Source organism: Stenotrophomonas sp. TWI169 (genome assembly GCF_039674705.1).
GTDB classification, from domain to species: domain Bacteria; phylum Pseudomonadota; class Gammaproteobacteria; order Xanthomonadales; family Xanthomonadaceae; genus Stenotrophomonas; species Stenotrophomonas maltophilia_P.
In genome coordinates this window covers 1-18,103 of sequence record NZ_JBDJOB010000031.1, presented here as the reverse complement: position 1 = coordinate 18,103, position 18,103 = coordinate 1, and the positions used below count along the sequence as shown (strand labels likewise).

15 protein-coding genes are annotated in these 18,103 nt (G+C 67.9%); 7 read left to right on the top strand and 8 right to left on the bottom strand.

Annotated elements, in window-relative coordinates; genetic code table 11:
* Positions 1-91 precede the first annotated feature (91 nt).
* From secF to queA, 5 genes are all read right to left on the bottom strand, one after another.
* A complete protein-coding gene (gene secF / locus ABE543_RS17430; RefSeq protein WP_053519778.1) occupies positions 92-1,072 on the bottom strand; it encodes a protein translocase subunit SecF in 981 nt (326 codons plus the stop codon).
* Positions 1,073-1,087: 15 nt separating this feature from the next.
* A complete protein-coding gene (gene secD, locus ABE543_RS17425) occupies positions 1,088-2,944 on the bottom strand; it encodes a protein translocase subunit SecD (RefSeq protein WP_053519779.1) in 1,857 nt (618 codons plus the stop codon).
* Positions 2,945-3,005: 61 nt separating this feature from the next.
* On the bottom strand, positions 3,006-3,350 hold the full coding sequence (gene yajC / locus ABE543_RS17420) for a preprotein translocase subunit YajC (protein WP_053519780.1): 345 nt from the start codon (positions 3,348-3,350) through the stop codon (positions 3,006-3,008).
* Positions 3,351-3,484: 134 nt separating this feature from the next.
* A complete protein-coding gene (tgt, locus tag ABE543_RS17415; RefSeq protein ID WP_065181313.1) occupies positions 3,485-4,615 on the bottom strand; it encodes a tRNA guanosine(34) transglycosylase Tgt in 1,131 nt (376 codons plus the stop codon).
* Positions 4,616-4,712: 97 nt separating this feature from the next.
* Positions 4,713-5,780: a tRNA preQ1(34) S-adenosylmethionine ribosyltransferase-isomerase QueA gene (gene queA / locus ABE543_RS17410; RefSeq protein ID WP_197572039.1), complete on the bottom strand. Its 1,068-nt coding sequence runs from the start codon at positions 5,778-5,780 to the stop codon at positions 4,713-4,715.
* A 209-nt stretch (positions 5,781-5,989) separates the two neighbouring features.
* Between queA and ABE543_RS17405 the strand changes: the two genes are divergently transcribed.
* Both ABE543_RS17405 and ABE543_RS17400 read left to right on the top strand, forming a co-directional pair.
* Entirely contained in the window at positions 5,990-7,486 is a 1,497-nt protein-coding gene (locus ABE543_RS17405) for an aminotransferase class III-fold pyridoxal phosphate-dependent enzyme (protein WP_197600352.1), read from the top strand.
* A gap of 264 nt (positions 7,487-7,750) precedes the next feature.
* Positions 7,751-8,344 (top strand): TIGR00730 family Rossman fold protein, encoded by a 594-nt coding sequence (locus tag ABE543_RS17400; protein ID WP_346475946.1) that lies wholly within the window; start codon positions 7,751-7,753, stop codon positions 8,342-8,344.
* 19 nt (positions 8,345-8,363) lie between these two features.
* Here the strand turns inward: ABE543_RS17400 and ABE543_RS17395 are convergent, their stop codons facing one another.
* Positions 8,364-11,204, bottom strand: coding sequence for an EAL domain-containing protein (locus ABE543_RS17395; RefSeq protein WP_263177930.1), 2,841 nt, complete (start codon positions 11,202-11,204; stop codon positions 8,364-8,366).
* A 247-nt stretch (positions 11,205-11,451) separates the two neighbouring features.
* Here ABE543_RS17395 and ABE543_RS17390 point away from each other — a divergent pair, with 247 nt between their 5' ends.
* The 5 genes from ABE543_RS17390 to ABE543_RS17370 all read left to right on the top strand — a co-directional run bounded on the left by ABE543_RS17390 (position 11,452) and on the right by ABE543_RS17370 (position 15,590).
* The gene (locus tag ABE543_RS17390) at positions 11,452-11,970 is read left to right on the top strand and encodes an RNA polymerase sigma factor (protein ID WP_229765872.1); all 519 of its coding nucleotides are present in this window, start codon (positions 11,452-11,454) and stop codon (positions 11,968-11,970) included.
* Positions 11,967-12,929 (top strand): hypothetical protein, encoded by a 963-nt coding sequence (locus ABE543_RS17385; RefSeq protein WP_346475945.1) that lies wholly within the window; start codon positions 11,967-11,969, stop codon positions 12,927-12,929. The genes ABE543_RS17390 and ABE543_RS17385 overlap by 4 nt, the downstream gene beginning before the upstream one ends.
* Positions 12,930-12,963: 34 nt before the next feature.
* Positions 12,964-13,560, top strand: coding sequence for a YigZ family protein (locus ABE543_RS17380; protein ID WP_053519787.1), 597 nt, complete (start codon positions 12,964-12,966; stop codon positions 13,558-13,560).
* Positions 13,553-15,325: an ABC transporter transmembrane domain-containing protein gene (locus ABE543_RS17375; RefSeq protein WP_279942824.1), complete on the top strand. Its 1,773-nt coding sequence runs from the start codon at positions 13,553-13,555 to the stop codon at positions 15,323-15,325. The genes ABE543_RS17380 and ABE543_RS17375 overlap by 8 nt, the downstream gene beginning before the upstream one ends.
* Before the next feature lie 70 nt (positions 15,326-15,395).
* Positions 15,396-15,590, top strand: a complete 195-nt coding sequence (locus ABE543_RS17370; protein ID WP_053519789.1) for a hypothetical protein — start codon at positions 15,396-15,398, stop codon at positions 15,588-15,590.
* Positions 15,591-15,766: 176 nt separating this feature from the next.
* Here ABE543_RS17370 and ABE543_RS17365 read toward each other — a convergent pair whose 3' ends face one another.
* Positions 15,767-16,891, bottom strand: a complete 1,125-nt coding sequence (locus ABE543_RS17365) for a prephenate dehydrogenase (protein WP_180876314.1) — start codon at positions 16,889-16,891, stop codon at positions 15,767-15,769.
* A complete protein-coding gene (pdxY, locus tag ABE543_RS17360) occupies positions 16,888-17,796 on the bottom strand; it encodes a pyridoxal kinase (RefSeq protein ID WP_053519791.1) in 909 nt (302 codons plus the stop codon). The genes ABE543_RS17365 and pdxY overlap by 4 nt, the downstream gene beginning before the upstream one ends.
* Positions 17,797-18,103 lie beyond the last annotated feature (307 nt).

Sequence of the window (18,103 nt, the reverse complement as noted above, 5' to 3'; positions counted from 1 at the left end):
CTTTGCCTCGGCAGGTGCAGGGCTGCACGCCCTGCCAACAAAAAACCCCGCTTGCGCGGGGTTCTCTGTGCGTTGCGTGCAGCGCGAACGCTTACGGACGGCGGGCCAGAGCCTCGATGTCCTTGGCCTTCGGCAGCAGGTCCTGCTTGCTCACGCGCAGGAAGCCGATCGTGAGCATCGGCACCGCGACCAGGATCGACGACATGACCACGATCACCGCACCGATCATGTGCGTTTCGGCCAAGCCTTCCATCGAGCTGCCACCGTACAGGTACAGGGCCAGTGCGGACAGGAAGAACATCACCGCGGTGATCACCGTACGCGACAGCGTCTGGTTGATCGAACGGTTCAGCACTTCCATCGGCTCCACGCGCAGGCTGCGGAAGTTCTCGCGGACGCGGTCGAACACCACGATGATGTCGTTGATCGCAAAGCCCATCACCGACAGCAGGCCGGCCAGCACCGTCAGGTCGAACTCGCGGCCCAGCAGGGACACGTAAGCCACCGTCACGATCAGGTCGAACATGGCCACGATGCTGGCGGTGACCGCGAACTTCCATTCAAAGCGGACGGCGATGTAGATCAGGAAGCCGGCCAGCATGAAGATGGTGGCGTACAGGCCGTTCATCGCCAGATCCTTGCCGATCTGCGGGCCGACGAACTCATTGCGCAGCACCGTCGCCTGGTTGTCGGCCGAGGACAGCGCCTTGACCACGGCCGCCGCGGTGGCCTTGTCCTCGGCGGCGGAATCGCCGGTACCCGGGGCATGCTCACCGTGCGGCGCCAGGCGGATCAGCAGGTCGGTACTGCCACCGACGCTCTGCACCTGGGCGCCGTCGAAGCCGCTCTGCTCGAGCTTGGTGCGGACCTGCTCGACGTCCACCGGGCGCTCGAAGCGGGCTTCGATCAGGGTGCCACCGGTGAAGTCCAGGGCATAGTTGAAGCCCTTGAAGCCGATGATGGCGATCGATGCCAGGAACACGATGATCGTGACGACCATGGCGACATGGCGCCACCGCATGAAATCGATCTTGGTGTCGTTCGGGAGGATGTGCAGCGGAAACAGTTTCATGTGCGTGTCGTCCCGTCAGATGGCCACGTTCTGGAGCTTCTTGCGGCGGCCGTAGATCAGCGTCGCCAGCGCACGCGACACGGTGATCGCGGTGAACATGGAGGCGAAAATACCGATGATCATGGTCAGCGCGAAGCCCTTCAGCGGACCGGTACCGAATGCGAACAGGGCCACGCCGACGATCAGGCCGGTCAGGTTGGCGTCGAGGATGGTGCCGGAAGCGCGCTCGTAACCGGTCACGATCGCGGTCTTGCCCGGAACACCGGCCCGCAGCTCTTCACGGATACGCTCGTTGATCAGCACGTTGGCGTCGACCGACAGGCCGACCGACAGCGCCAGGCCGGCAAAGCCCGGCAGGGTCATGGTCGCGCCGAACAACGACATCACTGCCACCACGATCAGCAGGTTGAACAGCATCGCCACCGACGTGATGATGCCGAACATGCGGTAGTAGATGCTGAAGAACACCAGGGTGAACAGGAAGGCGAAGACCACGGCGCGCATGCCGTTCTTGACGTTCTCGGCACCCAGGCTCGGGCCGACCACGCGCTCTTCGACGAAGTCCATCGGCGCGGCCAGCGAGCCGGACTTCAGCAGCTTGGCCAGATCTTCGGCTTCCTTCTTCTGCAGGCCGGTGGTCTGGAAGTTCTTGCCGAACACGCCATTGATGTTGGCCACCGAGATCACTTCCTCGTTGACCTTGAAGCCGCGCACTTCCTGGCCGTCGACCACGGTCACGGTCGGCACGCGTTCGGTGTACACCACCGCCATCGGCTTGTTCACGTTGGCGCTGGTGAAGTCGAACATGCGCTGGCCACCGACGTTGTTCAGCGTCACGCTGACCGCCGGGGCACCGCTGTTGGCGTCGGTCACCGCCTGCGCAGCCACCATCTGGTCGCCGGTGACGATCACGCGCTTGTTCAGCAGGATCGGGCCGCGGCCGTCACGCTGCTGGTAGACCTTGGCTTCCGGCGGGATGCGGCCGGCGTTGATGGCGTCCTGGGCGTTGCCCTCGACCACCGCACGGTATTCCAGGGTGGCGGTCGCACCGATCATGCGCTTGGCTTCGGCCGTGTCCTGCACGCCGGGCAGCTGCACCACGACGCGGTCGGCGCCCTGGCGCTGGATGATCGGCTCGGCCACGCCCAGCTGGTTCACGCGGTTGCGCAGGGTATTGATGTTCTGCTCGATGGCGCCGTTGGCGATCTGCGAGATCTCGGCCTCCGGCACGGTCACCGTGATGCGGCTGCCGCTGACGTCGTAACCGAGGGTCGGCTGCGCCTTGAGCAGGGCCGTGCGGGCGCGCTGCGCGGCGTCGTCACCGGCGGACGGGCTCAGGTTGGCCACGATGCTGTTGTCGGCGCGACGCTCGACCGACTGGTACGGAATGCGTGCGTCGCGCAGGGTGCTGCGCACGTCTTCGGTATAGGCATCCAGGCGCTTGTCCAGCGCAGCCTTCTGGTCCACCTGCAGCACGAAGTGCACGCCGCCCTGCAGGTCCAGGCCGAGCGTCATCGGGCGACCGCCAAGATTGGCCAGCCAGTCCGGAACGGTGGATGCCAGGTTCAGCGCGACCGTGTAGTTCTCACCCACGCTGTCGCGCAGCAGGTCGCTTGCCGCGGCCTGGGTCTTGAGGTCCGGCAGGCGGACGATCAGGCTCTCGCCTTCCTTCTCCGCGCCGAGGCTGGCGATGCCGGCCTTCTTCAGGTCAGCCACCACGCGGTCGCGGAGGGCGTCGTCGACCTGTCCGCCACGGTTGGCGGTGATCTGGACGGCCGCGTCCTTCTGGTAGATGTTGGGCAGCGCATACAGCGTACTGAGCGCAAGTACGATCAGGATGACGACGTACTTCCAGCGTGGAAATTCGAGCATTGCTTGGGTCCCGCGCGGCGCCATCCCCGGCGCCGCGGTTGTGCATCGGAAAGGGAGTGGCTTACTGGGCCGACTTCAGGGTACCGGCCGGCAGCACGTTGCCGACAGCGCCCTTCTGCACGCGGATGCGCACGTTCTCGGCCACTTCCAGGGTGACGAAGTTGTCGCCGATGTCGGTGACCACGCCGGCGATGCCACCGTTGGTCAGCACTTCGTCGCCACGCTTGATCTTCTCCAGCATGGCCTTGTGCTCCTTCTGCCGCTTCATCTGCGGGCGGATCATCAGGAAGTACATGATGGCGATCAGGATGATCGGGAACAGCAGCGTGGTCAGGCCCATGCCCTGCGGTTGGCCACCGGCGGCCTGGGCGTGGGCGGCGGGAATCAGGAAGGCAAGCAGGTTCATCTTTGGTCCTTTGGTTGGGCGGCGCTCCGGCCCTTTCACGGGCGCGGGGTGTCGACCGCGGATCTGGGTCAGCCTTGAAGTATGCCATGGCCCCGGACGTTCGTCCCCGGGCCGTTCGGCAGGGGGGCGCCGGGTTACAGCGGCGGCGGAACCGCTCCGCGTGCCGCATAGAAGGACTCGCGGAAGGCCTGGAAGGTTCCCGCCTCGATCGCCGCCCGGATGTCGGCCATCAGCTTCTCGTAGTAGAACAGGTTGTGCAGGGTGCCCAGCATCGGCGCCAGCATCTCGTTGCAGCGGTCCAGGTGGCGCAGGTACGAGCGGGTGTAGCCGCCGGTACAGGCCACGCAGCCGCAGCCCGGTTCGATCGGGTCCATGTCCCGCGCATACTGCGAATTGCGGATGCGGACGGTACCGAACGAGGTGAAGTAATGCCCGTTGCGCGCGTTGCGGGTCGGCATCACGCAGTCGAACATATCGACGCCGCGTGCGACACCCTCGACCAGGTCTTCCGGCCGGCCCACGCCCATCAGGTAGCGCGGGCGGTCGCCCGGCAGCTCCGGATCCAGGTGGTCGAGCATGGCGTTGCGCTCGTGCTCCGGCTCGCCCACGGCCAGGCCACCGATGGCATAGCCATCGAAGCCGATCGCCTGCAGGGCCTCGGCCGAGCGGCTGCGCAGGTCGGTATGCACCCCCCCCTGGACGATCCCGAACAGGGCCGCATCGTTGCCGAGCTCGTCATGGGCGTTGCGGCTGCGCTGGGCCCAGCGCAGGCTCAGCTCCATCGACCGGCGGGCGACGTCCTCGGTGGCCGGGTACGGGGTGCACTCGTCGAAGATCATCACCACGTCCGAATCGAGCACCTTCTGGATCTTCATGCTCTCTTCCGGGCCGAGGAACACCCGGGCCCCGTCGGTCGGCGAGGCGAAGGTCACGCCCTGTTCGGTGATCTTGCGGCGGTGGGCCAGCGAGAACACCTGGAAACCGCCGGAATCGGTCAGGATCGGGCCGTCCCAGCGGCAGAAGCCATGCAGTCCGCCGTGGTCGGCGATGATGTCCAGGCCCGGACGCAGGTACAGATGGAAGGTGTTGCCAAGGATGATCTCGGCCCCCAGCGCGCGCACCTGGTCCGGCAGGATGCCCTTGACCGAGCCATAGGTTCCCACGGGCATGAAAGCCGGCGTTTCCACCGTGCCGCGCGGGAAGGTCAGGCGGCCGCGACGGGCACGGCCGTCGCGGGTCTTGAGCTGGAACTGCAGTCGGGACATGGAGCGGTCGTTCAGGCAAATAGTTGCCTATTGTCTCCCAAGAAGGCGTGCGCACCAAGGTGCGCACCCACAAGGGTCCCTGCCCTCCCGGCGCGCCCTACCCTGCCTGCGGGAACAGCAGCATCGCGTCGCCGTAACTGAAGAAGCGATAGCGCTGCTGGATCGCGTGCTGATAGGCCTCGAACACCCGCTCCTTGCCGGCAAAGGCCGAAATCATCATCAACAGGGTGCTTTCCGGCAGATGGAAATTGGTCACCATCGCGTCAACGCTGCGGATCCGATAGCCCGGGGTGATGAAGATCTGCGTCTCGCCGGCGAACGGCAACAGCTCGCCGTCACGCATCGCACTTTCCAGCGCGCGCACCACGGTGGTGCCGACACCGATCACGCGCCCGCCCGCAGCGCGGGTCCGACGCACCTGCTGCACCAGCTCGGCGCCCACGTTCAGCCACTCGCGGTGCATCACGTGGTCCTTCAGGTCATCGGCTCGCACCGGCTGGAAGGTGCCTGCCCCCACGTGCAGGGTGACGTGGCCGAACTCCACGCCCTTGTCCTTCAGCGCGGCCAACAGCGGTTCATCGAAATGCAGGCCGGCGGTCGGTGCCGCCACCGCTCCCACCTCCCGCGCGAACACGGTCTGGTAGCGCTCGCGGTCGTCCACGCCCGGCTCGCGCTGGATGTAGGGGGGCAGCGGCAGGCGTCCGGCGTGCAGCAGCCACTGCTCCAGTGACTCGGGCACATGGAACTGCAGCACATAGAACTCGCCGTCGCGGCCCAGCACTTCGGCTTCGCCACCGGCATCGAGCGCGACGCGGCTGCCGGCCTTGGGCGACTTGCTGGCGCCGACCTGGGCACGCGCCTGCTGGCCGCCGAGCAGGCGCTCGATCAGGATCTCGACCCGCCCACCGCTGGCCTTCTGACCGAACAGGCGCGCCGGGATCACGCGCGTATCGTTGAATACCAGCAGGTCGCCCGGCTGCAGCAGCGAGGGCAGATCACGCACCTGCAGGTCGGTGAAGGCGGCAGGGGCCGGAGGCACCAGCAGCAGGCGGCTGGCGGAACGTTCAGCCAGCGGCGCCTGCGCGATCAGTTCAGCCGGCAGGTCGTAGTGGAAATCGGACTTCTTCAAGGCAGTGGGCGGCAACAGGTCGACAATGGCGCGCATTGTACGGCCAGCGTCTGCGAGCCGGCGTGGTCCGCGGCGAACGTCGCGCAAAATGCTGCTATGCAACAGGTTTCTGCGGGGTTATCGCGCAAAAAAACAAGTGCTAGCATCGAGATGGAAGTCCGCTGCACGAGGCCGCCCAGCGCGCGTGATGACGCGCGTTTTGCTTTTTGATGGCCCGTGCGCCCCATTGTTTCAGGAGATCTGCAATGAGCTTCATCGAACGCCTCGCCCCCCTGCGCAGCCAGCCCGGCACCCGCCTCACCACCGGCCTGGACGACGCCACCCTGACCACCCTGTCCGTCCGCCATCCGCAGCTGGTGGCCGCGGTCGAGGCCGCCGCCGCGGAGTTCGCCCGTGTGCAGGGCGAACTGGGGCCGTTGCTGGCGCAGGACGAACAGGCGCAGATCGATGCCATGCAGGACGGGTTCGTCAATTTCTACGCCGACGACGCCGTTACGCCCTATGTGGCGCTGGCCGCGCGCGGCCCGTGGGTGGTCACCCTGAAGGGGGCGGTGCTGTATGACGCTGGCGGCTACGGCATGCTCGGCTTCGGTCATACCCCCGACACGGTGCTGGAGGCGATGGCCCGACCGCAGGTGATGGCCAACATCATGACCCCCAGCCTGTCACAGCAGCGCTTCATCACCGCCCTTCGCGCCGAGATCGGCCACCGTCGTGGCGGCTGCCCGTTCGCCCGTTTCATGTGCCTGAACTCCGGCTCGGAAGCGGTCGGGCTGGCCGCACGCATCGCCGACGTCAACGCCAAGCTGCAGACCGACCCGGGTGCGCGCCACGCCGGCGCCGCGATCAAGCGCGTGGTGGTCAAGGGCAGCTTCCATGGCCGCACCGACCGGCCGGCGCTGTACTCCGATTCCAGCCGCAAGAGCTACATGCAGCATCTGGCCAGCTACCGTGGCGAGGATTCGGTGATCACCGTGGCGCCGTACGACGAAGCCGGCCTGCGCGCGGTGTTCGAGGACGCCGCCCGCAACAGGTGGTTCATCGAGGCGGTGTTCCTGGAGCCGGTCATGGGCGAAGGCGATCCGGGCCGCTCGGTGCCGCCGTCGTTCTATGCCCTGGCCCGCGAATTGACGCGCGCGCACGGCAGCCTGCTGCTGCTCGATTCGATCCAGGCCGGCCTGCGCGCGCACGGCGTGCTGTCGGTGGTTGACTACCCGGGCTTCGAAGGCCTGGATCCGCCGGACATGGAAACCTACTCGAAGGCCCTGAACGCGGCCCAGTACCCGCTGTCGGTGCTGGCGGTGACCGAGCATGCCGCACAGCTGTACCGCAAGGGCATCTACGGCAACACCATGACCAGCAACCCGCGTGCGCTGGACGTGGCCTGCGCGACGCTGGCACAGCTGACCCCGCAGGTGCGCGCCAACATCGCCGAGCGCGGCGCCGAAGCCGTGCGCAAGCTGGAACAGCTCAAGGGCGAGCTTGGCGAGCTGATCACCAAGGTGCAGGGTACCGGCCTGCTGTTCTCGTGCGAGCTGGCGCCGCAGTTCAAGTGCTACGGCAGTGGTTCCACCGAAGAATGGCTGCGCCGGCATGGCATCAATGTGATTCATGGCGGCGAGAACTCGCTGCGCTTCACGCCCCACTTCGGCATGGACAGCGAAGAGCTGGATCTGCTGGTGGGCATGGTCGGCCGCGCCCTGCGTGAAGGCCCGCGACGCGAGCAGGCTGCGGCGGCGTAAGCCCCCGCTTTTTGTAGAGCCGAAGGCAGCGGCAGGAGCCGCTGCCAACGTCGCTGGCGACGGCCCGAAGGGTGCCGGTCAGGACGACCGGCATAGCCCATGCTCGGCTAGGGCATTGCCGCGATCTGAACGAAGAGCAGCCGAGCATGGCTCGGCTCTACAGAAGGCCTCTCAAGGCCTCATAATCCTTGGACACCCCGTCCCTGACCGCCCTGCGGTCGGCGACGGGGCGTTTTCGTTTCCGGCCAAGAGACAGGAAGATCCATGAAATCGATCTGTGTGTACTGTGGTTCCAACGCTGGCAGCAAGCCGGCCTATACCGAACGCGCCATTGCACTGGGCGACCGCATCGCCCGCGACGGCCTGCGCCTGGTGTATGGCGGCGGCAACGTCGGTCTGATGGGAACCGTGGCCAATGCCGTGCTCGCGGCCGGCGGCGAGGTCACCGGCGTGATTCCCCGCCAGCTGGCCGACTGGGAAGTGGCCCATCGTGGCCTGACCGAGCTGGAGATCGTCGGCTCGATGCACGAACGCAAGTCGCGCATGTTCGACCTGGCCGACGGCTTCGTCGCCCTGCCCGGCGGCTTCGGCACCATGGAGGAGATCTTCGAGATGCTGACCTGGCGCCAGCTGGGCATCGGCAACAAGCCCTGTGGATTCCTGGACGTGGACGGCTTCTATGCACCGCTGATCGGCATGATCGATCGCATGGTGGATGAGCGCTTCCTGCACCCGGACCAGCGCCAGGACCTGTGGTACGGCTCGGACATCGAGCAGATGCTGGAGTGGATGAAGAACTACCAGCCGGCACAGGCCTCCAAGTGGATCGACGAGAAGCGCCGCGCCGCCCTGCGTTGATCGTCCGCCGCGTGGCGTCTCAGGGCGCCACGTCGGCCCAGGGAGCCGGTCGCCCCAGCAGGTAGCCCTGGCCGTAATCGCAGCCCAGTTCGCGCAGTGTCTGCCGCTGGGCTTCGGTTTCGATGCCTTCGCCGATGGTTTCGATGCCCAGCGTGCGCGCCAGCGACAGCACGCCCTGTACCAGCGCGCGGGTGCTCTGCACTTCCGGTCCATGCAGGCCGGCAATGAAGCTCTGGTCGATCTTCAGCGTGCTGATCGGGAAGCGGTGCAGGTACGACAACGCCGAGAAGCCGGTGCCGAAGTCGTCCAGCTGCACCTGGATGCCGCGCTCGCGCAGTCCCTGCAGGATATGCAGCGTGTGCGGGCCGTCATCCAGCAGCGCGACCTCGGTGATCTCCAGGCGCAACCGGCGCGGATCGGCCCCGCAGGCGTCGAGCAGGCCGAACAGGCGCGCACTGAAACCGGCCGAACGGAAATGCCGCGGCGACACGTTCACCGACACATAGCCCTGCCCGCCCGCGGCCAGGCCGGCGATGACCTGTTCGTAGATCAGCCAGTCGACCTGTTCGATCAACCCGCTCTCCTCTCCCAGCTCCAGGAACGCGCCCGGCAACAGCAGGCCACGCCGTTCGTGCTGCCAGCGCAGCAGCGCTTCGTGGCCCACCACTTCCCCGTCGGACAGGCGCACGATCGGCTGGTAGAACGGCACGAAATCCCGGTTGTTGATCGCCCGCCGCAGATCGGCTTCCAGATCGAGGCTGCGCATGGCCTGCTCGCGCATGTCCTCGTCGAAGATCGCACAGCGATCATGGCCCTGCGCCTTGGCCCGGTACATGGCGGCGTCGGCATCGCGCAGCAGCTCTTCTCCGGTCCGGTAACGCGGATTCCACAGTGCGATGCCGAGGCTGCCGGACGGGAACAGCTCGCGCCCGGCGATCCACATCGACTCCTGCAATGCCAACAGCAGGCGCTGACCGAAATCCAGGGCCTGCGCCAAGCCCAGCGGGCACTGCAGCAGCACCGCGAACTCATCACCGCCCAGGCGCGCCACCACGTCGTCGGGGCCTGCCATCGACACGATGCGCTTGGCCACTTCCACCAGCATGTGATCGCCGGCCGCGTGGCCGATGCTGTCGTTGACCAGCTTGAAACGGTCCAGATCCAGGAACAGCACCGCGAACACCGGGCCGTCCTCCTGCCTGGCCAGTACCAGCGCATCCTGCAGCCGGTCCAGCAGGTGCAGGCGGTTGGGCAACCCGGTCAGCGCGTCGTGCATGGCCTGGTGGGTCAGCCGCTGCTCGGCACGCAGGCGCTCGCCGATCTGGCCCAACAGCTTTTCGTTGACCTCAGCCAGTTCGCGCGTGCGTTCGTCCACGCGCTTCTCCAGTTCGGCATGCGCCGAACGCAGGCGCTGCTGGTCGCGCTGGCGGGCCAGTCCGGTGCCGATGTTCTGCGCGACGAAGGTCAGCAAGCGCTGGTCGTGGATGCTGAAGGCACGCTGCTCGCTGTAGCTCTGCACCACGATCGCGCCAACCACTTCGTCATCCCGCAGCAGCGGCACGCCCAGCCAGCACAGCGAGCGCGCGCCGGACTCGCGCACCTCGCCACTGGCGCGCAGCGAGTCGATCTGCGCGCGGGAGGCCAACAGCGGCTGGCGGTTGCGCACCACGTATTCGGTCAGGCCACGACTGAACGCACGAGAGGCGCGGCTGGCGTGGCGTTCATCCACCGAGTAGACGAAATCCAGTCCATCACCCGCCTCGTTGACCAGCGCGATGTAGAAATTGCGCGCGTCGAGCAGTCGGCCGACCACGCCATGCACCTGGCCGTAGAACTGCTCCAGGCTCTCGGCGGACATCGCCATCTCTGCAATGTCGTACAGCGCGATCTGCAGCTGCTCGGCACGACGACGCTCGGCCACTTCGTCCTGCAGGCTGTGGTTTGCGCGCTGCAGCTCCTGCGTGCGCAGTTCCACCTGCTGCTCGAGCCGCACCTGGGCCTGGCGCCGGTCCATCGCGGTCTGTACGTGCTGGGCAACGAAACCCAGCAGTGCACGCTCGGCCTCGCCATAGCGGTCTGCCTGCTCGTAGCTCTGCACCACGATGGCACCGCACACCCGGCCATCGCGCAGCATCGGCACACCCAGCCAGTCCAGGCTTTCGGGGCCGCGAAGCGGGTCATGCTCCTGCCCGACCTCGCGGGCCAACAGTTCCCGCGAAGGTCCGCTCAGGGGCCTGCCATGGTGCAGCAACGCCACCGTCAGGCTGCGCGGCATTCCACTGGCGTCGAAGCTCTGCGCCGGGTCGGCGACGAAATCATCCACCTGGTCGGCGAAGTACAGGAACCTGATCTGGTCGTGCAGGTCATCGTATTCGACGATGTAACAGTTTTCCGCGTACATCAGCGTGCCCAGCACGTCGTGCACGCGGCGCAGCATCTGCCCCATCTCCAGGTCGGCGCCGGCAAGATCGGCAATCTGGAACAGCGCCTGCTGCAGCCGCTCGGCCTCTTCCAGCGCTTTGATCTGTCCCGCCTGGCGGCCCCGCTGCAGGGCCAGTTCCATGGCCTGCCGCGCCAGACCCCACCATGCGGACGAAGGCGCCGCGCCTTCCACCACCAGGTACAGGCGGGCACCATCATGATCCCAACCGTGGCGGCCATCGCCGGCAGCCGGTGCCCCGCTGTCGGCCGCGACCGGGGGTATCGGCCAGATGGCGTCACCGCGCCCCAGCTGGGGATCGTCCCAGCCGACCCGGACCACCGCCGATTCCGGCAGCAGCGCATGCAGCGCGCGCACGAGTTCCGTACTCAGCACGGCCTCGTGTGATGGCGTTTGCGCAGGTTCAGCGTGCGTGGACAAATGACAATCTCTTGGCGCCGTCTGTGCGTCGCCTCCCCTGAGCCGCCGAGCATAGCGCGCCACCGGGGGGGCAATGGAAGCCCGGCAACCCCGAATCGTGCGCCCGTTCGTTATTCCTGGCGTCCGCACCCCGTTCCGAGCCATGAACCTCGCCCTGTCCGCCCCCGCACCCCGCTATGCGCCATCGTCGGCAGGCCTTAACCTGTACCGCGTGGACGCCAGCGCCCTGCCAACCGATGAAGCCTTGATGCTCGCCTGGGCCGGCGGCGACCTGCACGCGTTCGAGAGCCTGTATGCGCGCCATCGCAAGCGCCTGTTCGGCTTCCTGCTGCGCCAGCTGCGCGATACCGCCCTGGCCGAGGAGATCTTTCAGGACGTCTGGCAACGGGTCATCAGCGCACGGTCCGGCTGGCAGCCGGATGCCGCCTTCAGCACCTGGCTGTTCCGCATCGCGCACAACCGGCTCAACGATCACTGGCGCGCCGCACGCCACCGCCCGGCGGCGCCGGCCGATGCCGAGCTGCGTCTGGCCGCGCTGGAAGACGGGCAGACCCCGGAAGCAGAGCTTTCAGAATTCGAGCAACGTCGCCGCATCCAGCGCGCGATGGAAGAACTGCCGCTGGAGCAGCGCGAAGTGCTGCAGCTGCGGCTGGATCAGGAACTGAGCCTGGAGGAGATCGGCCAGATCACCGGCGTAGGCCGGGAAACCGTGAAATCGCGGCTGCGCTATGCGATGGACAAGCTGCGTGCGGGACTGAACGCATGAACCGAGACGAACCCCTGACGCCTGAAGAGCGCGAGCTGGCGCGCCTGCTCGGCCGTCGTGTCGAACAGGCGCCTCCGGCGGCGCTGGATGCCACGATCCTGGCGGCCGCCCGTGCGGCGGTGCAGGCCCCCGAGGCCGACGCGCCCGGTGCGGGCAGCGTGCGTGCACGGCGTCCGCGCCGTCACTGGCCTGCGGTGTTCGGCGTCGCTGCATCGATGGTATTCGCCATCGGCATCGCCTGGCAGCTGCGCCCGGAACCGCCCGCGCTCCCGGCGCACGATGCGCAGGTCACCGCGCCGCGCGTCGCCGGCGAGGTCGCTGCCGAAGTGGCCGCGCAGCCTGCCGAGGGCCCTACCCGGCCTTCCCCTGCCGAGCCGGCCATCGCAAGTGCGCCGCCGGCACCACCGGCACCGGTCGCGGCACCCAGGCCCGCCGCGCCGGCCCGATCCTCCGCACCACAAGCACCGGCACCGACGGTGGCGGCACGAGCGAAAGCGGCGGCTCAGGCCACCGAGCGCGCCGCCGCCGACACCGCAGCTCCGCCGCCGGCTGCGGAACCTCCGGCCGCTGTGGCCTATTCGGCACCGCTGCCTGCTGCGGCGCCTGCGCCGCCGTCGCTGGAAGCGCGCGACGCCGTTGCCCCCCTGTCCGGCGCGATGGAGGCCGCCCCGGCCAGCGCGGGACAGCGCGGTGACACCACGACGCTCAAGCGGGCCGCACCGCTCCGCAGCGCACCGGGCGTGATGCGTCGCGGCAGCGATGCCGCGCTCAGCGCTACGGCCGTGCAGGCCGAAGTGGCCGCCGACGCCCAGCTGCCCCGCCGGCAGTGGCTGCAGAAGATCCGCGAACGTCGCGACGAAGGCCAGCGCGACATCGCCCGTGCCAGCCTCGAGCGCTACGTGCAGCAGTATCCGGAGTCGCGGCTGCCACGCGACCTGCGTCCTCTGCTGGACGACTGAAGCATGGGGGCGGCAACCCCGTAGAATGAAGGGAATGCCCGATACCCTCGCCCAGCCCGTCAGCCACACGCTGGAAGTCAAGCACAGCCGCTTCATCGCCCATGCCGCGCCCATCGATGGCGCGGCGGCGGCGATGTCGTTCCTGCAGCGGGTGATGGTGGCCGACGCCACGCACAACTGCTGGGCCTACCGGCATGGACAGGAGTATCGCTCCAGCGATGATGGCGAGCCGGCGGGGACTGCCGGCCGGCCGATCCTGGCCGCCATCGATGGCCAGGGCTTCGACCGGGTCATGGTGGTGGTGATCCGCTGGTACGGGGGTATCAAGCTCGGCGCCGGCGGTCTGGTCCGCGCCTACGGCGGTACCGCCGCCGAGTGTCTGCGCACGGCACCGCGGCTGCCGCTGGTGGCGATGGCACGGCTGCAGCTGCTGGCCGGCTTCGAGGACCTGGGTACCCTGCATGCGGCCCTGCCCGCGTTCTCCGCCGAGAAGCAGGATGAACAGTTCGACGCTGAAGGCGTGCGCCTTCGGATCGAATTACCCGCCGACCAGGCCGACGCATTGAAAATCCGCCTGCGAGACGCCACCCGTGACCGTATCCGTATCCGAGATGACGACCAGGATGACTGACAAGGACGACGCGGCCGCCGCGACCCCGCCATTGCGCCGCCTCGGCAGCCTGCGAACGCTGTGGCCATTCGTGCGCCGGCACAGTGGCCTGTTCGCCGCCTGGCTGCTGGCGCTGGCCGTCTCCTCGGCCGCCACCCTCAGCCTGCCTCCGGCCGTCAAGCAGATGATCGACCACGGCTTCAGCAGCGGCGGCCAGATCAACCGGGCGTTTGCCCTGCTGATGCTGGTGGCGGTAGTGCTGGCGATCGCCACCTCCGCACGCTTCTACTTCGTGTCGCTGCTCGGCGAGAAGGTAGTGGCCGACCTGCGCAGCCGTCTGTACGGGCACCTGATCCAGTTGGGTGCCGGTTTCCATGACCGCAGCCGCAGCGGCGAACTGGTCTCGCGCCTGACCGCCGACAGCGAGCTGCTGCGCAGCGTGGTGGGTTCGACCATGTCAGTCGCATTGCGCAGCAGCGTGACGGTGGTCGGCAGCCTGGCCATGCTGTTCGTGACCAGTCCGCGCCTGGCGGCGTGGTCGCTGCTCGGCATCCCGCTGGCGGTACTGCCCATCATCATCGGCGCACGCAAGCTGCGCACCGTCGCGCGCAGCAGCCAGGACCGCATCGCCGACGCCAACAGCCTGGCCAGCGAGACCCTCGGTGCCGTCCGCACGGTGCAGGCACATGCGCGCGAGCCTTACGAGCGCGGCCGCTTCGACCTGGCGCTGGGCGATGCGATCCGGGCCGCACGCCGACGCATCGGCGCACAGTCGCTGGTCACCGCCAGTGCCATCCTGCTGATCTTCGGTGCCATTGTCGGCGTGCTGTGGCTGGGCGCTCACGATGTCATCGAGGGTCGCCTCAGTGCCGGTACCCTGGGCCAGTTCGTGCTGTATGCGCTGATCGGCGGTGGCTCGGTGGGCGCTCTGGCCGAAGTCTGGAACGAACTCCAGCGCGCTGCCGGCGGCATGGGCCGGATCGGCGAACTGCTGCAGGAGGATGTCGAGATCCGCGCGCCCGCGCATCCACGCGCGCTGCCGCAGCCGCTGCGAGGCGAGATCCAGTTCGACGACGTGGTGTTCCACTACCCGCAACGACCGGACCAGGCCGCGCTGGATCACTTCAGCCTGCATGTGCGCCCCGGCGAGACCGTGGCCCTGGTCGGTCCCTCGGGTGCCGGCAAGAGCACGGTGCTGTCGATGCTGCTGCGCTTCCATGACCCGGCCAACGGCCGCATCTGCGTGGACGGCATCAATGTGCGCGAGGTCGATCCCGCCGACCTGCGCGCCCAGCTGGCCCTGGTGCCGCAGCAACCGACGCTGTTCGCCGCCAGCGCCCGCGACAACATCCGCTACGGCCGCCTGCAGGCCAGCGATGCCGAAGTCGAGGAAGCGGCTCGTGCCGCTGAGGCCGATGGCTTCCTGCGTGCGTTGCCGCAGGGTTATGACAGTGAGCTGGGCGAGCGCGGCGCGCGCCTGTCCGGCGGGCAGCAGCAGCGCGTGGCGATCGCCCGCGCGCTGCTGAAGGATGCGCCGATCCTGCTGCTGGACGAAGCCACCAGCGCGCTCGACGCGCAGAGCGAGTACGGTGTACAGCAGGCGCTGGAGCGCCTGATGGCGGGCCGCACCACGCTGGTCATCGCACACCGTCTGGCAACCGTGCTCAAGGCCGACCGCATCGTGGTCATGGACCAGGGGCGCATCGTCGCCGAAGGCACGCACGCACAGTTGTTGGCTGAAGGGGGTCTGTACGCGGAGCTGGCGCGACTGCAGTTCATCGATTGATGACGGTCGGCTAACACCTCTGGCGCCAAGCTGGCCGCGCAGAAGCAGCATCCGCTGAAGGAGGTGGACGATGTCGTTCCGTCAGTTTCCCGCAGTCGACAGCAATGGCGAGAGCCATATCATCATCGAGTTCAAGCCCGAGGCCAATGGCAGCGGGCATCATTCCGAAGCCACCCCGCGCTACGAGCTCGACGACGGGCGTCATCTGGTGCGCAATGGCCGCGAGTTCAGCACCAGCGGCGGCGAACTGCGGCTGACCATCTAGCGTCGCGCTAGCGTCGCGCGGGTCAATCGCAGGGCCGCCGGGCGTAGCCCGGCCCCACCGGCAGCACCCTGGTCAGTTTTTCGCCACAGATCTTGACAGCTTGTGCTGGCAAGGCATGAGCAGTGTTATCCACATGTTTGCGCAGAATTCATCCACATCCCCTGTGGATGAATGCACTACGCCAGTACCCGTCCGATTCCGCTGGCATCCACGGCGGCCGCTGCGTCGGCCAGGGCACGGGGATCACTGCCGGCGACGAAGCCGATGCGGAAATGCACTTCCCCGCCCGGCGTGCGCGAGGAATGGATAGAAGCCAGGCTGATGCCGTGCTGCTCGAAGATGTTCAGCAGCTCACGCAGTGAGCCCGGGCGATCTTCCGGCAGGTGGACCGACACGGCGTTGCGCTCGGTCAGATCGGCCAGCAGGTAGCCTACCCGCTCGAAGGTATAGTTTCCCGAGGCCAGTGCAGGCGCGCCGAAGGCGGCCTGGTTCGCCGCCAGCATCTGCTCGCGGAACGCACCGCGCGCCATGTCGTCGCCTTGGTCGACCTGGGCCTGCAGCATGCGCAGCTGGCCGACCAGGCGTTCCAGCATCGGCGCGACATGCGGATTGCCGAACTGGATGTCCTCATAGATCGCCGGATTCAGCGAGAGGATGCGCGAGATGATCGCGGTATCCAGTTCGAACGACGCCGAGCGATAGGGAAGCATCGCTTCCAGTGTCCCCAGTTGCGGCTGATATTCCCGCAGCACGCCGGCCTGGGCCAGATGCGTGGCATGCACCATCGCCTGCACCAACGCCATCATCTGGTCATGGTGCTGTGGCGTGGCGCGCACACACTCGGCCTGCAGCGCCACGCACAGCGCATCCAGCCAGGGCCGACAGTGCTGCAGTCGCGCTTCGCAGACCACCATCACCCTGCCCTTCAACGTGGGGGCTTTCGGCGGCGCGGTCATCGGGTGCAGGCCGACCACTTCGGCCTGTGAGGCAAGCATCGCCTGTACCGGCGCGTCCTTGACCGAGGTGACATCGAGCCACAGGCGCCCGCGTTCACGACCCGCCGAGCGGCGCACGTATTCGGCGATCAGTTCCGGCGTATGCCGGATCGGTGCAGAGAACACCAGTACATCGGCCTCGGCCAGCAACTGCTCCGGTGTATGCGAAGCAGCATCGGCCGGATCGTGGCCGATCACCTGCAGTCGCATCTGCTGCTCGAAGAAGCGGCCCAGCCAGCGCCCGTAGGCGCCGGCACTGCCGACGATGCCGATCGTGCGCGGCGCAAAGTGCTGCACTGCCGTCATGCCACGCGTTCAGCGCGGAAGCGCGTGCCTTCGGCCAGTGCGGCGGGCGCCGCGGCAATCACGTCGAACTCCTCGAAACCATTGGCCAGCGTGGCCTCCAGGGCGGCATGGGTACCCGCGATGGCACGCGAGATCGCCTGCTGCATCGACTCTCCCCGCAGCAGGAACGACACCACCAGCGACATCAGTACGTCGCCGGTCCCGGCCACGTCCACCGGCAGCAGCGGCGAGGTCCAACGCCAGGTCTCGTCGCGTCCCACCGCCAGCGTCACCAGCTCGCCCGGCGTGCCACCCACGCTGTGCGCGATCACCCAGTGCGGACCACGCGCCAGCAGCGTACGCGCGGCGGCGATGGCGTCGGCCTCGGCCAGTGCCGGCATGCCGGTCAGACGGGCCAGCTCGAATGCATTCGGGGTGACCAGCCACGCATGCGGCAGCAGCCGTTCGGCGAAGATCGCCTCCAGACCCGGCTCCACATAGGGGCCGGTATGGGTATCGCCGATCACCGGATCCAGGCAGTAGCGCAGCTGCGGGCACGCGGGCAGGACCTGATCGAGCCAGTCGGCGAACGCCGCACCATTGGCGGTGCTGCCGAAGTAGCCGGAGACCAGCATCCTGGCCCGCTGCGGCAAGCCACGCTCGTGGGTGCCCAGCAGCAGATCGGCGAACCAGTCACTGGGCAGTACGCGGCCGCGGGTGGTCTCGTAGAACGGCGCGTTGCTCAGCAGCGTGGTCGGGATGTCGGCCACGCGCACACCGAGCGCGCGCATCGGCGGCATGGCGGCACTGTTGCCGGCATGGCCGTAGACAAGCTGCGACTGGACCGAAATGACATCGACCGGCGACGGCCCATCCGGCCGCTGGCGGCGACCGTGGACCAGATGGGTATCAAGGGATTCGCTCATATCCGCATTCTACGCCCAAGGGGGTTTTCGGCAGGGCTTGCAGCCCTGCACCTGCTCAATGCAACGGCAACGGCCGAAGCCAAAGCCAAAGCGGCATTCCGTGGGGTGGCGGGGGGGGGGGGGGGGGGGGGGGGGGGGGGGGGGGGGGGGAAGACCTGGGGGGTGGGGGGGGGGGGGGGGGGGGGGGGGTGGGCCCCCCCCCCCTTCCCCCGCCGTGGGGGGGCCGGGGGGCCCCCCCCCGCCCGCCGGCGGCCCCCCCCACCCCCCCCCGCCCCACCTTCGACAGGTTCACGCGGCTGTTGGTAAC